General features: G+C 61.8%; 18 protein-coding genes. 14 read left to right on the top strand and 4 right to left on the bottom strand.

What is annotated here, in order from left to right; translation table 11 throughout:
- The first annotated feature begins 2 nt into the window (after positions 1-2).
- From ACO9S2_RS07635 to ACO9S2_RS07620, 4 genes are all read left to right on the top strand, one after another.
- Positions 3-3305 (top strand): hypothetical protein, encoded by a 3303-nt coding sequence (locus ACO9S2_RS07635; protein WP_423721362.1) that lies wholly within the window; start codon positions 3-5, stop codon positions 3303-3305.
- A gap of 25 nt (positions 3306-3330) precedes the next feature.
- Entirely contained in the window at positions 3331-4056 is a 726-nt protein-coding gene (locus tag ACO9S2_RS07630) for an alpha/beta hydrolase (RefSeq protein ID WP_423721360.1), read from the top strand.
- The gene (locus ACO9S2_RS07625; RefSeq protein ID WP_423721359.1) at positions 4053-4805 is read left to right on the top strand and encodes an alpha/beta hydrolase; all 753 of its coding nucleotides are present in this window, start codon (positions 4053-4055) and stop codon (positions 4803-4805) included. Before ACO9S2_RS07630 ends, ACO9S2_RS07625 begins: the two co-directional genes overlap by 4 nt.
- A gap of 110 nt (positions 4806-4915) precedes the next feature.
- The gene (locus tag ACO9S2_RS07620; protein WP_423721358.1) at positions 4916-5083 is read left to right on the top strand and encodes a hypothetical protein; all 168 of its coding nucleotides are present in this window, start codon (positions 4916-4918) and stop codon (positions 5081-5083) included.
- A gap of 35 nt (positions 5084-5118) precedes the next feature.
- Here ACO9S2_RS07620 and ACO9S2_RS07615 read toward each other — a convergent pair whose 3' ends face one another.
- Positions 5119-5835 carry a lipid-binding SYLF domain-containing protein gene (locus tag ACO9S2_RS07615; RefSeq protein ID WP_423721357.1) on the bottom strand — a complete coding sequence of 239 codons (717 nt, stop codon included), beginning with the start codon at positions 5833-5835 and terminating at the stop codon, positions 5119-5121.
- A gap of 210 nt (positions 5836-6045) precedes the next feature.
- Here ACO9S2_RS07615 and ettA point away from each other — a divergent pair, with 210 nt between their 5' ends.
- Genes ettA through ACO9S2_RS07595 form a run of 4 tightly spaced genes read left to right on the top strand, consistent with a single transcriptional unit; the run spans position 6046 to position 10105 of the window.
- Positions 6046-7731, top strand: coding sequence for an energy-dependent translational throttle protein EttA (gene ettA / locus ACO9S2_RS07610; protein WP_423721356.1), 1686 nt, complete (start codon positions 6046-6048; stop codon positions 7729-7731).
- A 9-nt stretch (positions 7732-7740) separates the two neighbouring features.
- The gene (locus tag ACO9S2_RS07605; protein WP_423721355.1) at positions 7741-8412 is read left to right on the top strand and encodes an SDR family oxidoreductase; all 672 of its coding nucleotides are present in this window, start codon (positions 7741-7743) and stop codon (positions 8410-8412) included.
- Complete coding sequence (locus tag ACO9S2_RS07600; protein WP_423721354.1) at positions 8409-9296, top strand: SDR family oxidoreductase; 888 nt, start codon at positions 8409-8411, stop codon at positions 9294-9296. The genes ACO9S2_RS07605 and ACO9S2_RS07600 overlap by 4 nt, the downstream gene beginning before the upstream one ends.
- Positions 9293-10105: a DUF1295 domain-containing protein gene (locus ACO9S2_RS07595; protein WP_423721353.1), complete on the top strand. Its 813-nt coding sequence runs from the start codon at positions 9293-9295 to the stop codon at positions 10103-10105. Before ACO9S2_RS07600 ends, ACO9S2_RS07595 begins: the two co-directional genes overlap by 4 nt.
- Before the next feature lie 4 nt (positions 10106-10109).
- On the opposite strand, the gene ACO9S2_RS07590 is transcribed toward ACO9S2_RS07595, so the two are convergent.
- On the bottom strand, positions 10110-10439 hold the full coding sequence (locus ACO9S2_RS07590; protein WP_423721352.1) for a PilZ domain-containing protein: 330 nt from the start codon (positions 10437-10439) through the stop codon (positions 10110-10112).
- A 150-nt stretch (positions 10440-10589) separates the two neighbouring features.
- Positions 10590-10814: a hypothetical protein gene (locus ACO9S2_RS07585; RefSeq protein ID WP_423721351.1), complete on the bottom strand. Its 225-nt coding sequence runs from the start codon at positions 10812-10814 to the stop codon at positions 10590-10592.
- A gap of 262 nt (positions 10815-11076) precedes the next feature.
- On the opposite strand from ACO9S2_RS07585, the gene hpnR reads away from it, so the two are divergent.
- The gene (hpnR, locus tag ACO9S2_RS07580; RefSeq protein WP_423721350.1) at positions 11077-12621 is read left to right on the top strand and encodes a hopanoid C-3 methylase HpnR; all 1545 of its coding nucleotides are present in this window, start codon (positions 11077-11079) and stop codon (positions 12619-12621) included.
- 128 nt (positions 12622-12749) lie between these two features.
- Here the strand turns inward: hpnR and ACO9S2_RS07575 are convergent, their stop codons facing one another.
- Positions 12750-13052, bottom strand: a complete 303-nt coding sequence (locus ACO9S2_RS07575; RefSeq protein WP_423721349.1) for a transcriptional regulator — start codon at positions 13050-13052, stop codon at positions 12750-12752.
- 83 nt (positions 13053-13135) lie between these two features.
- Here ACO9S2_RS07575 and ACO9S2_RS07570 point away from each other — a divergent pair, with 83 nt between their 5' ends.
- The 5 genes from ACO9S2_RS07570 to ACO9S2_RS07550 all read left to right on the top strand — a co-directional run bounded on the left by ACO9S2_RS07570 (position 13136) and on the right by ACO9S2_RS07550 (position 18978).
- The gene (locus ACO9S2_RS07570; RefSeq protein WP_423721348.1) at positions 13136-14182 is read left to right on the top strand and encodes a glycerophosphodiester phosphodiesterase family protein; all 1047 of its coding nucleotides are present in this window, start codon (positions 13136-13138) and stop codon (positions 14180-14182) included.
- Between the two features lie 169 nt (positions 14183-14351).
- A complete protein-coding gene (locus ACO9S2_RS07565; protein WP_423721347.1) occupies positions 14352-15809 on the top strand; it encodes a TldD/PmbA family protein in 1458 nt (485 codons plus the stop codon).
- The gene (locus ACO9S2_RS07560) at positions 15806-17149 is read left to right on the top strand and encodes a TldD/PmbA family protein (protein WP_423721345.1); all 1344 of its coding nucleotides are present in this window, start codon (positions 15806-15808) and stop codon (positions 17147-17149) included. The genes ACO9S2_RS07565 and ACO9S2_RS07560 overlap by 4 nt, the downstream gene beginning before the upstream one ends.
- A gap of 744 nt (positions 17150-17893) precedes the next feature.
- Positions 17894-18601 carry a hypothetical protein gene (locus tag ACO9S2_RS07555; RefSeq protein WP_423721344.1) on the top strand — a complete coding sequence of 236 codons (708 nt, stop codon included), beginning with the start codon at positions 17894-17896 and terminating at the stop codon, positions 18599-18601.
- A gap of 17 nt (positions 18602-18618) precedes the next feature.
- Positions 18619-18978, top strand: coding sequence for a hypothetical protein (locus ACO9S2_RS07550; RefSeq protein WP_423721343.1), 360 nt, complete (start codon positions 18619-18621; stop codon positions 18976-18978).
- Positions 18979-19051 lie beyond the last annotated feature (73 nt).

Below are 19051 nucleotides of genomic sequence, written 5' to 3'. Positions count from 1 at the left end.
ACATGGCCAAGAAGGGCGGAGATTCCAAGCTGGCGGTGGCGGGGACGATTACGCTGGGACTGGCGATTGCCGGTGTGATGCTGGTTCAGCAGCCGTTGAAGAGCGCGCGGCCGCCCTCCATGGTGGGCGACGTCAAGCCGCAGGTCGCCGAAGGCGTCGTGCATGCCCGCCTGTGGGAGGACCCGCTGGAAGCCGCGCGCCGCGTGGCGAAATTCGACGGCGAAGTCAGGCCGGCCGTCGGAAACGGGAAAGACGACATCGATCGGGTCAGAGCCATCCGCCAGGAAGTGGATGACAAGATCGACCAGAACCAGGGACGGCCCATTACCGTCCTGCTGGTGACGACCGAAGGCGGATCATCGGGGGAAAGCAGGGAGACCCGCATCCGGGATCGCTATGCGATCGGCTCCGCCCTCGGCATTGCCTGTTATGTCCCTCAAAATGAAGACCAACTGTCCTACGTCGAATGGCGGGACCAAGCCGGGGCGAGCCGGGTGTTGCCCTATGAGTGGTACCGGGAAGGGCCGCGAAAATGTTCAGTTGAAAGCACCTGGGCGCAGGCCGTCCTCATCCTGTGGATCAGCAGTGAGGTCTCCGGCGATTATCCTATCGGCAACCTGCAGCGACTGACGCAGGCCATCCTCTGTGAGGAGAGCGCCATCGGACGCCATGCCTGTCAGACCGGTCGGGACGGGACGGTCTTGCTGGACCCTCGCCGGGAACAGCATGTGCGGTTCAAGATCATCGGGCCGCGGAGCTCGTCCGCTTTCCGGAATCTCCTCGAGGAAGCCGCGAGTCTGGTTCAGGGACGGGAGGATCACCTGATCTGGGCGAATGCCGGCGGTCGCGTGGAATTGTATTCGCCCTGGGCCACGGCCATGCCCAAACTCCTGACGCAGGAGCTCAGCGTGACGGCGAAGCCCCCGGAATCCACCGAGTGTGCGTCCTCCGATCCGAACCGGGAGCAACTCTGTTGGATTCTGCTGCGGGCCGGCATTGAGCTCAAATACAGCATCCGATCAGACGATCAGCTGTTCGGCGCCTTGACGCAGGAACTCGAGCGTCGCCGGGTGAAGTTCGAGCGGGATGCCGTCGTCCTCATTGCCGAATGGGATTCGTTCTACGGCCGGGTGCTGCCGGTCGAGTTTACCGCCGCTGTCTGCAACCGGATCGCCCATCGGTCCGACGAGGAGAATCGCACGATCGAGGCGGACCGCCTGGCGCGCATTCGATCGGAATGTCCCACGGTCAATCAGGCCGTCGAGCTGCAAGTCAGAAGCCCGGTCGGGACGAGGGGACTCGGCCTGAATGTGTGGCGGTACAGCTATCTCCGCGGGCTCGACGGAGAAATCCCTGGCGGAGACAAGGCGGACGCCTCAAAGGGGAGCGCGTCGAAGGCGGTCAAGAGCGCCTTGTTCGACAGCCGGGTGCTTGAGCGCCCGGTCGGCACGAGTCAGTTCGATTACGCGCAACGGCTGGCCGACCGCATCGAGCGGGATATGACCGAAGTGGCCAATGCCGCCGTGGATTCGGAAGACGACAACCGGAATCCCGTCGCGGCCATCGGCATCCTCGGCAGCGATGCCTACGACGCCCTGCTGATTCTGCAGGCCATGCGCGAGCGATTTCCCGGCGCCGTCTTCTTCACGACGGATCTGGATACCCGGCTGGTCTATGCAGACGAGTATCGCTGGACGAGGAACCTCGTGACCGCTTCCCATTACGGGTTGGAATTGTACGGCATGTTGCAGCGCGACGTGCCGCCCTTCCGAAGCAGCTATCAGACGTCCGGGTACTTCGCCACTCTCCAGGCCCTGGGGCATATCCGTCCGCTGGCCGCCTGTCCGCCCGGGGCCGCCGGCCAGCCGGGCTCGCGGTCCGAAACGCCCTTGTCGCCCTGCGGCTACAAGGCCAACTTGACGGCCGACCATGTCTGGTTCAGCGGGGTGGAGCTGCCCCGGATATTCGAAGTCGGACGTCACGGCGCGGTCGATATCTCAGTCGGGGCGACGGAAGAAGGGTATACCCTGCATGCCCCCCGCGTGGATCTGTCCGAGGACTCCCCGCAAACGACCGGGCGGCGTCCCTCAACCGGCGTCATCTACGGCAGCGCCGGTCTGGCCTACGTGATCGGGTTCCTCGTCTTATGGACCAAACCGAAGTCCCACCGGTGGATGACGGCGCACACGGGAATCCTTGTGTTCGGCGCCGGGGCCGCCTTCGGGCTCGCCTTCGTCGTCGACCGGTTTCTCCTGGATATCGTCCTGCAGAACCACGACCAGGGCGAACCGTTCTACTGGCTGGAGGGGGTCAGTCTTTGGCCGACGGAAATTCTGCGCGGAATCGCCACGCTGTTGGCGCTCATCTTTCTGGTCAAGACCTGGCGGGATCTCCAGTCGAATCTCGACGGCATGGCGGAGCGGTACGGGTTCGGCTCGCAGCCTGAAGAGGCTCGTCAGGAGGGATGGCGGCGGTACCTCGCCACGATGCAGTGGGTCTTGTCCCCTCGCGGCAGGCGGTCGGAAGAGCACGTCGGCGACTTGTGGCATCTCTACCGGGAGGCCGGGTCGGGGCGGCATCGGCTCCCGCGTATCCTCCTGCTCGCGATGGTCTATGCCGTGTGCTTCGTGCTGCTCTGGAAGGTCATGGGCGCGGAAGATTTCTCAGGCCCCTGCCGCGGGACGTTCAGCTGCCGCCTGGATCTGGTGTTCGTCCTGGCCAGTTATGTCTGTGCGGCTCTCCTCAATCTGTTTGTGTTCGACGCCGTGCTGCTGTGCCGGCGCTGGATCGGTTCTCTGGCGCAGGCGACGGAGGGGTGGCCGCAGGCCTTGACGGAGCGCTTGAAATTGCAGTCCGCCGAGAATGTGGCGAAAGCCCGGGAGTTGATGAAGATCGAACTGATTGCCAAACGGACCGACCTGGTGAATCGCCTCGTGCGGTATCCGTTCATCGTGCTGCTCATCATGATGGTGGCGCGCAACAGTTATTTCGACAACTGGCATTTTCCCCTGATGATGATGGTGGGATGGGCGGTGAACGTGTTCCTGGCCGTGGCTGCGGCGCTGCTGCTCTATCGGGCGGCGGAGCAGGCGCGCGATGCGGGTGTGGCGCGCCTCAATCACCTGGTTCTGCAGGGGCTGGATCGCGGGGCGGCGGGCGAGCCCGACGTGAAGTTGACCCGCCAGGTCATCGAGGACATTGAGGCGGTCGGCCAAGGGGCCTTCTCGCCCTTGTGGCAGCAGCCGGTGGTCGAATCGTCGTTTTATGGACTGCTGGCGCTCCTCCAATACTTGTATCTGAGCTAACAGAACCTGAAGGTACGCGGATCGCATGCGCACAGTTCAACTCGGGGGTCTCACCGTTCGCCTGGCCGGCGGCGTGGACGGGCAGGGTGGCGGACATGGTCCGGTCGTGATCCTGCTGCACGGGTTCGGCGCGCCGGGCGACGATCTGGTGCCGCTTGCCGACGTGATTGATGCCCCGTCCGGGACGCGCTGGCTGTTTCCGGAAGGGCCGCTCAATCTCGGATTCGGCGATGGCAAGGCACGCGCCTGGTGGATGATCGACATGGCGCGGATCCAGGCCGATCGGGAAGCGGGACGGGTGCGCGACCTGTCGCAGGAGATTCCAAAGGGGCTGGCGCCCATGCGCGAGAAGATGCTGGTCTTCTTGAAAGAGATCGAACAGAAGCTCGGCGCAGATCCGCGCAAGACCGTGCTGGGTGGCTTCTCACAGGGGGCCATGCTCTCCTGCGACGCCCTGCTCCACAGCGATCGTCCCTATGCCGGGCTCATCCAACTCTCCGGCAATTTATTGGCTCAGCCTGTATGGGACCCGCTCCTGCCGAAGCGCAAAGGGCTGCCGGTGTTTCAAAGCCACGGCCTGCAGGATCAAATTCTGCCCTACATCGGGGCAGAGCGACTCCGCGATGTGCTGAGCCAGGCCGGTCTCGCCGTCGAATGGCACAGTTTCCGCGGCGGGCATGAGATTCCAGAGCCGGTCGTTCATCGGCTCGGGTCTTTTCTCATCAAGCGGTTGATGAAATCCTCAACATGATGACCCGGTTTGAACTGAAGGGAGCCGATGGTAAGGCGATCCGTGGGGATCGAGCCGATGGAGAAGGCCGCCAGATACTGTTCATCACCGGCTTTCTCTCGAAGCGCTGGGGGAACAAGAGCAAGGCCCTGGCGCAATGGTGTCAGGAACAAGGCTGGGGATTCTGTTGCTACGATGTGCGCGGGTTCGGCGACTCGGAGGGAGCGTTCACGGACTACACGCTAGCGGATTGGATCGCCGATGCGCGGCTGGTCCTGAATGGGCTGAGGGACGGCCCGGCAACTACTATAGTCGGCAATTCGCTCGGCGGCTGGATCGCCTGGTTGATGGCGCAGGAATTCGAATTCGTGGATCGGCTCATCCTCATCGCCCCGGCTTTCAATATGATGGGAGTAAGGGCCGCGCAGATTCCGGCAGCCCGGCGGCAGGCCTGGCAGACGACGGGGTGGATGCCCTGGGACGACGAGCCCCTCCACAAAGACTGGCCGCTGTCATGGAAGTGGGTGGAGGAGAGTGAAGCCTATTGGAAGGCCAGCTTCGACCGGCTCAGGCCGGTGAGTACGGCCATCCTGCACGGAATGCAAGACAGCGTGATCCTGCCGGAAGGCAGCAGGCGGTTTGTGGAAACACTCTTGGAACGAGCTCCGGCGTTTCCAATCGAACTTGATCTGATCCCCGGCGATCATCGCTTAAGCAGCCCCGAGCATGTCGACATGTTCCGGCGTCTTGTGTTGGACTTACCGAAGTAGAATAGCCATGCAAGCATGGCGGGACTTGGGGGAAATGCGCGACAGGCTGAGTCAGGTGTTGCTCGTCTCGCGAGTCCCGCCCGTTCACGCCGCTAAATTAGGAGGGCAACGTGCTGGTTTTGATTCATAAAGAGTGCGGCGGCCCGGCGATGGAAGAGTCGCCAGTCGGGGAAGTCTGCGCAATTCCCATCGACCGCTTCCCGTTTTCCTGCTTCACGTGCCTGGAAGAAATCGACGACGAATCGGAACTCCGGCTGTCGCAAGAACTCGGCATCTGATCGGGTGGAGGCCGGCCGGGATGCCTCGATCTCTACTATTTTTCTCCGGCCTTGAGGAGCAGGGCCCGCAGGTGTTCGGAGTGAGGGTTCTTCACCTCTCTGCGGATCACAATGTCCCTGGGGCTGACGGGCCGGCCGTAATAGTCTCTGCTCCATTCGTCCCGGGCGGCGAGGACGGCGCCTTCCAAGGACACCCCCGCGAAGAGTCCCTTGGCCCGGACGAAGGACAAGAGATCCGCGCTCAAATTGGGCGTCGTCGCGCCGGCCATGCCGGCTCCAACCGGTCCCACCGCGACCGATCCATCCGCGCCGAGCTTGAACGTGCCGCTTAAGAGCGAATCGACGCCCCGCTGGGTCAGCACGAGCAGCACGACTTCGGAGGCTTGCGCGCCGAACTGAAAGCCGAAACTCCCCGCTCCCATGGTAAAGAACGCGGGTTCGCTCCATTCACCGGTTTTCTCGTCTTTGCCCAGAAAGACCCCGCTGCCGCCGGCCCCTCCGACAAAGAAGGCGGCTTTCAGAAACTGCGGCACGATAAATACGCCTTTGGCGTCCTTCACGTGATCGCGAAACCAGGTCATGTTGGGGTCTGCCATGAAATTATCGAGCGTCATCCTGGCCTGATCCACCAGGTCGCGCTGCTCCCGATCGGTATCCGACGCCTTCGCTATCGGCGCGATGGCCATCATCACCAGAACCAGCAGCAGGACCACGAGTCGATGACCGAATGTCGCAGCAGCTCGAGGGACCATAGCGGAACCTCCTCCTCTTTGGGGGAACGCGCATTGCCGATGGAACGGCACAGTGACCCACTGAAACCCGGCATCTCAGGTGTGTTCCATATAAGCAGGTATCCGGCCTCTCCATCAAGTCGCGGGTTCCGGCAACTGGTTGTGAATCGGGGCGGGCTTTGTTATCGTGACCCTTCCATTCAGGCTGATTACCAGGAGAACGAACGCGATATGGCAACGACCAACGATAAACAAGTCATTTTTTCCCTCGTCAATGTCGGCAAGGTCTATCCCCCGAAGCGGCAGGTGTTGCGCGAGATCTATCTCGGGTTTTACTACGGCGCCAAAATCGGCGTCCTGGGATTGAACGGGTCCGGCAAGAGCAGCCTGCTGAAGATCATTGCGGGGGTCGATCCCAACTATACCGGCGAGATCACCCGGTCGAAGGGCTACAGTGTCGGCCTGCTTGAACAGGAACCGCAGCTCGATCCGAACAAGACGGTGAAGGAAGTCGTCGAAGAAGGCAAAGCGGAGCTGGTCGCGCTGCTGCACGAGTACGAAGCGGTGAGCAACAAGATCGGCGAAGTCGGTCCCGACGAGATGGAAAAGCTCATCGACAAGCAAGCGCAGATCCAGGAGAAGATCGAAGCGGCCAACGGCTGGGAATTGGAAAACGAGCTGGAGATCGCCATGGACGCGCTGCGCTGTCCCCCGGCGGATGCCAAGATCAGCGTGCTTTCCGGCGGCGAGAAGCGCCGCGTGGCGCTGTGCCGTTTGATGATTCAGGAGCCGGATATTCTCCTGCTCGACGAGCCGACGAATCACCTCGATGCCGAATCCGTCCAGTGGCTGGAGCAACACCTGCAGCAATACAAGGGCACGGTCATCGCCGTCACGCACGACCGCTATTTCCTCGACAATGTGGCCGGCTGGATTCTGGAGCTCGATCGCGGCCACGGCATTCCCTTCCAGGGCAATTACACCTCCTGGCTGGAGCAGAAGAAGGACCGGCTCGAAAAGGAAGAGAAGGCCGAGTCGAAGCGCCAGAAGACGCTCGAGCATGAGTTGGAGTGGATTCGCATGTCGCCGAAGGCCCGCCAGTCCAAGGGCAGGGCGCGTCTGAACCGCTACGAGGAGTTGGTCAATCAGAAGCAGGAGCAGGTGGCGGAGGATCTTGAAATCTACATTCCGCCGGGACCGCGACTGGGCGATGTGGTGGTCGAAGCCAAGGGGATCAGCAAGGCGTTCGGCGATCGGCTGCTGTACGAGAACGTCAACTTCAATCTGCCGAAAGGCGGGATCGTCGGCGTGATCGGGCCGAACGGCGCCGGCAAGACCACCATGTTCAAGATGATCATCGGCAAAGAAAAGCCGGATGCCGGCACCATCAAGATCGGCGAAACCGTGAAGCTGGGCTATGTCGATCAGGATCGGAGCCTCGATCCGAACAAATCCGTCTACGACGTGATTTCTGAAGGCCAGGACACGATCAAGCTCGGCAAGGCCGAAGTGAATGCCCGCGGCTACTGCGCCCGGTTCAATTTTGCCGGGACCGATCAGCAGAAGAAGGTGAAAGACCTCTCCGGCGGCGAACGCAATCGCGTGCACCTCGCCCGCATGTTGAAGGAGGGGGCGAACCTCATCATTCTCGACGAGCCGACGAACGATCTCGATGTGAACACGTTGCGCGCCCTCGAAGAGGGACTTGAGAGCTTCGCCGGCTGCGCCGTGATCAGCAGCCATGATCGCTGGTTCCTCGACCGCATCGCCACCCACATCATGGCGTTCGAAGGCGACAGTAAAGTCGTGTGGTTCGAGGGGAACTACAGCGAGTACGAGGCAGACCGCAAAAAGCGTCTCGGCAAAGAAGCCGACCAGCCGCACCGGATCCGGTACCGGAAACTGACGCGGAGCTAAGGTTTGTCTGTGGCCGTTGCGTCCCCTGCGCGGCGTATCTATCTGACCGGCGGAACCGGCTATCTCGGCAGCCGCCTCATTCCATTGCTCGTCGAGCGAGGGCATCACGTGCGTGCCCTCGCTCGCGGGTCCTCACCGGACAGACTTCCTCCCGGCTGCGAATCCATGATCGGTGATCCTCTGAACGGCGCGATCTTGGCAGAGGGCATGCGAGGCAGCGACACCGTCGTCCAACTGGTCGGTGTCCCGAAGCCGGCGCCCTGGAAAGGTCCGCAGTTCAGGGCCGTCGATTTGCGGTCGGGTCGCGCCTCCATTGATGCCGCGAAGACCGCAGGCGTCGAACACTTCGTCTATGTCAGCGTGGCGCAGCCGGCCCCGATCATGAAACCCTACATCGACGTGCGTCGCGAGTGCGAAGACCAGTTGCGGGCCAGCGGCCTGCGTGCGACCATTCTCAGACCCTGGTATATCCTGGGGCCCGGTCATTGGTGGCCCTTGGTCTTGCAGCCGGCGTATCGACTCATGGAACTGATCCCGCCAACGCGTGACATGGCACTTCGCCTTGGTCTCGTGTCCATTCACGACATGCTCATGACACTCGTCTGGGCCGTCGAGCATCCTCCTGAGTCGGTTCGCGTGATCGAGGTGCCGGAGATCAGGCGATTAGGAGGCGCTCTGTGAAGCCGGTGGCATGGATTACCGGCGCGGGGGGACTGGTCGGAAGCTATCTCGTACGGACCGCCTCACGGTGGGGGCCTGACTGGGACGTGCGCGGGCTGACCAGAGAGGATGTGGATCTGACAGACGAGGCAACCGTCCGTCGGCTCTGGCGCGAGCATCAACCGGCGCTGGTCGTTCATTGCGCTGCGATCAGCCGCCCCGCCGTCTGTGAGCAGGATCCCGAACTGGCCCGGAAGATGAACGTCGACGCCACGGCTCTCCTCGTCTCGCTCGCAGGCGACCGGCCCCTCCTGTTCTTTTCGAGCGATCAGGTGTTCGACGGTCGGCAGGGCTGGTATGTCGAGACGGACCGGATCAATCCAATCAACCGGTATGGAGAAACCAAAGCCGCGGCCGAACAACTCGTCTTGAGCCATCCCAGGCACACGGTGATCCGCCTGGCACTGACGGCCGGCGCCTCGCCGACCGGCGACCGCAGTTTTGTGGAAGACATGCGTCGAAGCGCCGGCGCACATCAACGACTCACGCTGTTTACCGATGAGTTTCGCAGTCCTGTGCCGGCAGGGGTCGTGGCCCGCGCAGTCTGGGAATTGATCGGCCAAAAGCGGTCCGGCCTCTATCATCTTGGAGGGGCTGAACGGCTGTCGCGAATGGAAATCGGTGAAACGCTGACACAGTGGTACCCTGAGTTGGCGTCAGGCCTCCGGCCAGGATCAGTGAGTGCCTATCGCGGACCGCAGCGACCGCCCGATCTGTCGATGCGCTGCGACAAGCTTCAGCGCCTCTTGTCTTTCCGTATCGCAGGGCTACGCAGTTGGATGGCTTCCCGCCAGGGACAGGGCAGGGACCTCTGGGACTATCCCACAACGGATCTGAATCCATGACCACATTCGATCCCTTGACGCTTATTGAATTCGCCATGGTCGCGATGGCGGGCTGGATGAGCCTCCTGTGGGTGATCCAGCGGTACCGGCACAATGCCTCGCTCGCGGACGTGGGGTGGTGTTTCGGCCTCGTTGCTGTCGTGGCGGGATATGCCATGTTTGCGGCCGGTGAGGGGGAACGGAAACTTCTCCTGCTCGTGATGGCGTCAGTCTACGGTTTGCGCCTGGGCGGGTACATTCTTTTCAATCGGGTGATCGGCAAGGCAGAAGATCGTCGCTATCAACGGCTGCGCCGTGAATGGCGCTTGTCGGAGCCGATCAGGATGTTCGGGTACTTTCAGCTGCAGGCGGCCGCCGTCGTCCTTTTCTCGCTCCCGTTTCTAGCGGTGATGCTGAATCCACGGCCGCCGTTCGGGCTCTGGGAACTCGCCGGGGTCGTCGTGTGGCTGGTCGGAGTGGCGGGCGAAGCCGTCGCCGATCGGCAGCTCTCCCGGTTTCGATCCAAGCCCTGGAATCACGACCGGGTCTGCCGCGAGGGGCTGTGGTACTGGTCACGCCATCCCAACTACTTTTTCGAATGGGTCCATTGGTGGGCCTATGTAGTGATGGCGATCGGGAGTCCCGGCTGGCTGCTGACCTGGATCGGTCCGGTCGTGATGGGTGTGGCGCTGGTCAAGATCACCGGGATTCCCTGGGCGGAGGCGGAGGCGCTCAGAACGCGCGGAGAGGAGTATCGCCGTTATCAGGAAACCACGAACGCCTTCATTCCATGGTGGCCGAGATCGATCTCCGGTCAATCCGGCCGGTAGTTGCTCATTCCTCCGTGTCAAAGTCTAAATACTGGTGCAACCGTTCTCGGGTTGGCTCATCAATCCGCTTGACTTTCCAGCCGGCCGTCTTGCCGTCTGACCAGCAGAGGGTGGCAGAGTCCACGGTCATGTATTTCGAATCGCTCTCGTCGGGGAGGGCCAGGTAGACTGTAGTTTCTGATCCGGCCGGGAGAGGCTGCTCCATGGTCGCCCGCCATCCCGTTTCCGATAGGTCCCAAATTTTCCCCTGCGCCAGGGCCCCATTCCAGAAATACAGAAACGTGCATTGCGTCGGGATGCGTGGTCTTTTGCGCAGGGTGTAGGTTTTCGCCATTCGGTCCTCCTCGAACATAAGAGGCGCCCCGGTGATTCGGGTGCGCTGTCATGAGCAAGAGTACCCCGGGGCCAGGCCGAAGCCCATGCCTCAAAGGAGGGGGAATGCGAATCCCGGATGGGGGATAGCGCTCCGAACAGGAGTCCGTGGCTAGTGGCCGGTGTTGAGCTGGGCCAGGCGCGCACGGGCGGTTTCTGCTTCTTTGCTGTTTGGGTAGAGGCGGATCACGTCGTCGTACAGTTGCTTGGCGTGGGGGAGGTTGCGCTGCTGTTCTTCCAATTGCGCGGTGTCGAGCAGCTCTTGAGCCTTGTCGCCGGAGCAGGCCAGGAGGAGGGCGGGGAACAGGGCGTAGAGCATGAGGCGTAGGATGTTCATGACGGTCCTTTCAGCGGCCATACTACCGGGTTGGCGCCCTACTTTCCACTTCGCGGGACGGGGGATTCCAGCACATCAATGCCGGAGCGAAGAGCGGTAATGCGCTCGCTAGGATTGAATAGGACCAACCGGTCTGTCAAAATCACGACCTCTCCGGTCTTTGAATCAAGATCAGCTGTGCCGGCCAGACCGGCATTGTAGTCGGATCATCGGTGATAGCGGAAAATCAGCCCATCGATTTCCCTCAAGGAGGTTCGAGGCGATGAAATTTCTAGCCGTCCATCCCAGCCCCCTCATGTACACGAAAATCTACTTGCGCCTGGAGCCCCTCGGACTCGAACTGGTGGCCCAGGCGGTTCGACAAGAGGGACACGAGGTCCGCATCCTCGACCTGCAGGTCGAGGACCACAAGGCTTACCTGGCCTGTCTCAATAGCTGGAAACCCGATGTCGTGGCGTTTTCCTGCAATTATCTGGCGAACGTGCCGGAGATCGTGGATCTGGCCAAGTTGACCAAAGCCACGCGATCGAACACCTTCGTCTTCGTCGGCGGCCATAGCGCGTCGTTTGTCGCCCGGGAGTTCCTGGAACATGCGGAGGGCGCGATTGATTGTGTTGTCAAAGGCGAGGGGGAAGTGTCGGTCCCCATCTTGCTGACGGCCGTCGAGCATGACCGCAAGGCGATCACGAAAGTCCCCGGGGTCGTGACCCTCGACGGGGAAGGACCCGCAGCCCAATTCGTCGAGAGCCTCGACAACCTGCGGCCCGCGCGCGATCTGCTCCGGCACCGGCGCAAGTATTTCATCGGTGTGCTGGATCCCTGCGCCTCGATCGAGTTTGCGCGGGGCTGCCCCTGGGACTGCTCCTTCTGTAGCGCTTGGACCTTCTATGGCCGCAGCTATCGGATGGTCAGCCCTGAGAAGGCGGTGGACGAGCTGGCGCAGGTGCAGGAGCCGGGGATTTTTCTGGTCGACGACGTCGCCTTCATCCAGGCGAAACAGGGGCTTGAGATCGGTGAGGCCATCGCCCGGCGGGGCATCAAGAAGCAGTATTACTTGGAAACCCGAGGCGATGTGTTGCTCCGCAACAAGGAGGTCTTCAAGTTCTGGAAGACGATCGGGCTTCAGTACATGTTTATCGGGGTGGAGGCGATCGATGAGGAGGGCCTCCGGATGCATCGGAAGCGGATCTCCCTGGGGAAGAATTTTGAGGCGCTGGAATTCGCCCGTTCCCTGGGTATCACCGTGGCCATCAATTTGATCGCGGATCCGGACTGGGACCGGAAGCGCTTCGAGGTGATTCGTCAATGGTGCCTGGAGATCCCGGAAATCGTCAACATCAGCGTCAATACGCCCTATCCGGGAACCGAAAGCTGGCACACGGAGACGCGCGAGTTTCAGACGCGGGATTACCGTCTGTTCGACATTCAACATGCCGTGCTGCCGACAAGACTCCCGCTTCCCGAGTTTTACGATGAACTGGTCAGGACGCAACAGGTGCTCAATAAGAAGCATCTGGGTTGGGCCGCCTTGAAATCGACGGCAGGCCTCGCGGCCGGGCACCTGCTCCGGGGCCAGACCAACTTCGTGAAGATGCTCTGGAAGTTCAACAGCGTGTATAACCCGAAGCTTCAGATGGCCGACCATCAGCGCCCGGTGTCCTACGAGATGAGACTCCCCCCGCCGGCACAGGAGTGCATGAACGCGAAGAGCCTTTACATTCTTCCACCGAAAGGGCGGCAGGGACGGGCCATCGACGACTCGACCGAGCAGTTCGTCGAAACCACCCGCATGGGAAGCAGCCTCTAGCCGCGTCCCTGTTCTGGTCCAACCTGCAGCGCCTGGAAGGGGCTGTGTGCTCCATCCTCTCGAAAGGGGAAGCGCCGCGGGCGGCCGACTTCAACAGAACCCAATGCTCCCGGTGCCGATAGTAGGACTTATTGGCCATCGATGCCGTAGCGAGGTGCGGTAATGTCCTCGCTCCGGCATTTGGGGCAGCGGCTGGGGCGTGTGAGTCTCCGGCGGTTGCGAAACACGAACTCGCAATCCCGGCAGCGGGACGGCTCGAGGATGAATCGGCGGGTCTTGTCCCGGGCGAGCGATTTCACCACGTGGGTGAGATGATCCTCGACCTGCCGTTCCGCAATCCCCAGCATCTGCGCCAGTTGATGGGATGACAGCCTGGTGCCGGTGATCATGTCGATGATTCGTTGTCGGGGGGTCCGCTCCGGCGGCAACATAATGTCCCATCGTAGGGGATTCGGCTCACCGAAGCCAAGCACTGCGGCTTGACAGGGGTCGGAAAAAGGTAGAAAAGAGCGCTATGGGCTGGCTGAGAGTGCTCCTCACCGCGATTGCCGCTGCAGTTTTGGCTGTAATAATCGTACTGATTGTCTCCAGACTCATCAGTGACCCTTCCAGCGGCAGGACACTGGTCCGGGCCTTGGGGATTCCTCGACCCGCCGTGATTGCCCATCGTGGCGCTTCCTATCTCGCTCCGGAAGAAACGCGGCCGGCGTTCCTGATGGCCCGTGAGCTCGGCGCGGACTACCTTGAATTTGACATTCAGCGCACCAAAGACGGCGTGCTCATTGCCTTGCACGACGATGACCTCTCTCGCACCACCAATGTGGCCGAGGTCTTTCCCGGCCGCGAGAAGGACACGATCGACACCTTTACGTTCGCTGAATTGCAGCAGCTCGATGCCGGCTCCTGGTTCAATCGCCAGAACCCGGAGCGAGCCCGCGGTTCTTTCAAGGGCCTCGGCATTCTCCGACTCGAGGATATCATTGAAATAGCCGAGTCCGGCACGACTCGTCCCGGGATCTATATTGAGACCAAGGCGGCGCAGCGCTTTCCGGGGATCGAGCGGCAACTCGTTGAAGCCCTTGCCGCTCACGGGTGGATGAGTGGCAGAGGATCCCAGGGGCGCGCCCGGCTGATCTTTCAGTCCTTTGAGCCGGATAGTCTCGCCCGGTTGAAAGAGTTGGCTCCCGATGTTCCGCGACTGCTCCTGATCGACGAGGTCATGACGAGCAAGGACGGCTGGAAAGGTATCTTGAAGAAGGCGACAGAAGTCGGCGCAGGTATCGGGACATATGGATACCGATGGGCATTCGGACCTCATTGGTCGCTCCGGGACGCGCCCACCCGGCATATCATGACCTGGCCCTGGTACACGGGCGACGCGCATCGGGCCGGATTGTTCGTGCATGCCTGGACGATCGACGACCCGTGGGAAATGTGGATGGTGCGGGTCGGCGGCGCCGACGGGATCTTCACCAATCGAGCGGAGCTCGCCCTGGCGACATACGGCCGGGAACGGCATGAGGATCTCCACAGCCTCTGGAACAGGATCGGTTACCAATGAGGCGTTCGCCTCTCTAACTCACCGGCGTCCACAACCACCGGCTGTGTCATGCCGGGCCTTTCAGGTACCGGAGCGTCTCTCGTTCCCTGACCATCTGCGATCTCCTCCCGGATCCTGTTATACTGACGTCGTTCCACGTCCGTTCCTTCCTCACAAAGGCGGTCACGCGATGGGCGCTCCCAGCTGGGATGACTTCGCCGACCTGGCGCTGAAACGTCTGGCAGCCTCGGGCGCCGAATATGGCGACATCCGTATTGTCCACAGCACCACGCAGACCATCAGAGGCGAAGACCGCCGCATCGCGTCGATCCGCGACAACGACGACGTCGGATTCGGGGTGCGCGTCCTGTATCACGGGGCCTGGGGTTTCGCGGCCAGTTCGATTCTCTCTCTTGAAGAAGTGCCGCGTATCGCCGACCTGGCCGTCGAGATCGCCAAAGGCTCCGCCTCTATTGCCATCGAAAAGGTCGTCCTGGCCAGGGAGCCGCTCCATCGCGACCGGATCGCGACGCCCCTGCGGCTGGATCCCTTCACAGTCCCGCTCCAACAGAAAACCGACCTCCTCCTGGCGACGATGGAATCCCTCCACGGGCAATCGGGCGTAGTCCGCAGCAGCGCCGGATTGTGGGCACGTCGGGATCGGAAACTGTTTGCCTCCACGGAGCGCACTCATCTGGAGTTCGATCTGGTGGCGTCGAGTGGGGACTGTACCGCGACGGCCCTCCACGAGGGGCGATTCGCCAGCCGGTCGTTCAATACGCCGCATCTCCGGCGAGGCTATGAATTGATCGAAGAGGCCGACTTCTTGCAACAGGCTCCGCTGGTGGCGCGCGAGGCGGTCGAGAAGGTGCGGGCGCCGGCTGTCGAGGCGGGCCGGTACGATCTGGTGCTCGATCCAGAGCATCTGTCTCTGACCATGCACGAGTCCTGCGGCCATCCGAGCGAGCTGGATCGGGCCCTGGGCTATGAGGCCAACTATGCCGGCACCAGTTTCCTCACGACCGAGAAGCGCGGGACCTTTCGCTACGGGTCCACGCACGTCAACCTGGTGGCGGATAACACCGAACCGGAGACGCTGGCGGCGACCGGCTACGATGATGACGGCGTAGCCTGCCAGAAATGGGACATCGTGCGAGAGGGGATCTTCGTGGGCTATTGCACCAATCGCGAAGTCGCGCCGAAGATCGGTGAGGCCCGCTCGCGCGGGTCCAACCGGGCCGACGGTTGGGGGAGCGTGCCGATGGTCCGTATCGCCAATATCGGATTGGAGGCGGGACCGGCAACGCTCGACCAGTTGCTGGCCGATGTGAAGCGCGGGATCTACATCGCCGGCCACGGTTCCTACAGCATCGATCAGCGGCGCTACAATTTTCAGTTCGGCGGCGACGCCTTCTGGCTCATTGAAAACGGCCGGCGCACCCATATGCTGCGCGACGTGATCTACCACGGTATCACACCGGAATTCTGGAACAGCTGCGACGGCGTGGCCGACCGGTCGCATCGGCAACGCTACGGCTTCATCACGTGCGGCAAAGGTCAGCCCGGCCAGTCCGGCTGGATGACGCACGCCGCGTCGCACGCGCGTTTCCGCGACATCCAGGTGATCCGGGGCGAGGGGCGATCATGATGGCCACCGGCGCCAAACCCTGGCCGAAGATGACCAGCCGCGAGGAGTTTCAGTTTATCGCCGAGCTGGTCCTTAAGTGCTCGACGGCGGACCACACCCTGGTGACGCTGCAGGATCAGGATGGCGGCACCACGCGCTTTGCCAACAACCAGGTCGTGCAAAATGTGAATACCCGCCGGGGGAGCGTGGCGGTGACCGTGGCCTTTGGAAAACAGCAGGGAACGGCCACGACGACGGATTTTACCGCCGGCTCGTTGCGCGAGACCGTGAAGCGGGCGGAGGCCATTGCGCGCGTTTCTCCCGAGGATCCTGAATACCTGCCGCCCGTCGGTCCTCAGGAATACGGCGCCTGTCCGGCGGCGCGCAGCGAGACTATCAAAGCCGGTCCGGCCGTGCGCCTGGAATATGCCAATGAAGCGATCGGCCAATGCCGGATGGAAAACCTGTCGGCGGCGGGGATTCTTTCGTCATCCCGCGCCTCGGTCGGCGTGGCGGCGGGAACGGGGCTGCGCTCGTTCGAAGAACGGACGGAAGCGCGTTTCAGCATCACCGTGCAATCCGGAGACGCGACCGGCTGGGCCTCGGCGGCGCACCGGTCCATCGACCGGCTGAAGGTGCAGGAGCGCACGCTCTCTGCTATCCACAAGGCGGTAATGGGGGCTGAGCCGCAGGAGCTGCCTCCCGGCCGCTATCGGGTCATTCTCGAACCGGCGGCGGTGGCCGGTCTCTGGTCCTGGATCATCTGGATGCTGGACGCCAAGTCCTACTTGAAGGGAACCAGTCCCTTCGCCGGGAAGTTAAAACGGCGGATGCTCGACAAGCGGATCTCGCTGGACAATTCTCCGGGACACGCCGATCTCCTCGGCGTCGGCTTTACGTCCGAGGGATTGCCCTCCACCGCGTCATGCTGGATCCGCCACGGAGCCCTGCAACAACTCCTCTACGACCGGTTTACGGCGCAGGCGGAGCGGATCGGCGTCATTCCGACGATCGAGGCTCCCTGTCTGTCCCTAGAGGGCACGCCTGCCGGATCCCTCGCGCAACTGATCAAATCGACGGATCGGGCGATCCTCGTCACCAACTTCTGGTATCTCCGGACCGTGAACCAGACCGACCTTACCCTGACGGGGATGACGCGCGACGGGACGTTTCTGGTGGAAAAAGGCGAGATCGTCTCGGCGGTGAAGAACTTCCGTTTCCACGAGAGCCCGCTGCGGGCCTTTCAGCACGTGGACGCCTGGACTGCGCCTATGGAAGCGGTCACCTCGGAAACGGGCAAAATGCTGGTCCCCGCCATCGTCCTGCCGGAGTTCCACTTCTCCAGCGTGACGTGCTTTTAGCAGGGTCCACACCTTCAATGAACTGACTCATGGGTCACAGTTTACATGGACTCATAGGGCTCATTCTGGTTACCACCCGGCGCAACTATATCATCACGCTCACTGTGGCCAGACTGTGGCAGAACTATCTGGTTCGATCAGGTTTGACCGGTTCCTTCCCTGCCTCAGACTCCTCTGTAAGTGATTGAGAACGAACCGATGAGATACGATCGAGTCCTATAGTCTCTGGTCCTGTTGGGCTTCAAACCTCGCCTCCTCCGCCAAATTCCCCCCTAGCAGGGCGATTTTTTAGCCAAACAAGAACGGTGAGGTCGGGCATGAGCATGGCCGTAACTCTAACCCGTTGATGTCCTTGCGAATGGTGTCAGAAACCATGGTTTGACTGAACGGTCGTGAACGGAGGAGCGTGGACGGAACAGGGTTGCGCCCTGTGTTAGCGAAGGCAGGGGGAAATACAGTGGACCCAGTCCGGATCTTTCCCTGGAAATACAACTTTCCGGTGTTGCCATATTCTCGGCCTTAGCCTTTGGGATCCAAGTAGAACCTCTTATTTTCCTGTTAATCGGAAAAACCATTGACTCGTCAGGGTGGCAGGAGTAGAGAATTACGTAGTGGGCCGGTCGGTTCGCCCCTGACGGTGCCGAACCCACAGGATATTCGCGTCCCTCCAATCAGATTGTCGTGACAAGCTACACGGTGCCTCGGCGCTCTGGATGGTCCGCCGCTCAGCAAGGAGGTCTTCCCATGTCCCGCCGGTTTAGCGACGCTCCCATCAACCTGATCGCGCGCATTCCGACCCCGGAACAGATTTCCGCCGCACGGACTGAAAAACGATCATTTGGCGAGAACGTGAGAGAATCAGGAGCCATCTGCTTCCGCCGGGTCGCCGAGATGGTCGTGCAGCTAGGCCAGCTCGGTCGCAAGGTGGCGTCGTTCGTCGAAAGCAAGATGACCGGTAGCTCGTTCCTCAACCGGGCCTGGGAAAGGATGCACGGTAAGGCGGAGCCTGTTGAAAGTTCGGCTGCTGTGACTTCCGATGATTTTCCCGGAGGCATTGAAGGGACGGTTGCCGCCGCTCCGCTCGACAGACCGGTTCCGGCCCCTCGCCCGCCTGTCCCGCTGACGTTCACGGTTCCGGAGCCGGCTGAGACCGCCGTCGAATCAGTCTCTCTCGAAGACGTGGCGGCGTTACGCACCGAACTTCTGACCCAACGGCAGGAAGTGGCGCGGTTGTCGGCGCAACTGCAAGAGCTGAAAGCGCTGGTGGGGTCGCAGCAACAGGTGCTGAGATATTTGGGCCAGGAAATGGAGACCCGGCAGATGCCGATCCTTGCGGCGTCACTGGCGCCTCCCCCTCCGAAGAAAGCCAGAGTCGCGCGGGCTGCCAAGACGAGCGCCACCGTCGCCGCTGGTTTACAAAAGGCCTCTCAGAAGCCGGCGCTCAACCTGTAAGCGGGGGCACATCGCTTATGAGCAGGGGTCTCGTCATTGCCGTCTATGTCCTGGTTCTTGCCGGGTGCGCGTCAGGAGGAAGCGGCAGGGAAGAGTCCCTCGGTTTGGGGATAGTCCGGGGCACCCTGGGCGCCCATTCCGACGGCCACCTCCTTCCGGCTCAACCGGCGGGCAGGCATGCCACAAAGGGGTATGTACTGGCGATCGAAGGCGGGGCCTATGTGATTCGTCTCCCGGATGATACCGAGCGTCGTGTGGCGTTAGACGAAAATACCCGCATCGACCGGCCTGCCCATGTCGGAGACAGGATCGAAGTCTTTTTGGACGATCGTGAACGAGCGGTTCTCATTCGCAACATTGATTACCACACCGATTGATCCTCGCCCGGTCCTTGCCAGATCACGGTTCAGTCTGCCCCGACTCGCGCGCCGGCTGAGTTGTGCCGGACGC

The organism is Nitrospira sp. NS4, from assembly GCF_049546785.1.
Taxonomy (GTDB): Bacteria; Nitrospirota; Nitrospiria; order Nitrospirales; family Nitrospiraceae; genus Nitrospira_D.
Note: the sequence above shows the minus strand (reverse complement) of the source record. Positions and strands in the feature narration are given on the sequence as shown.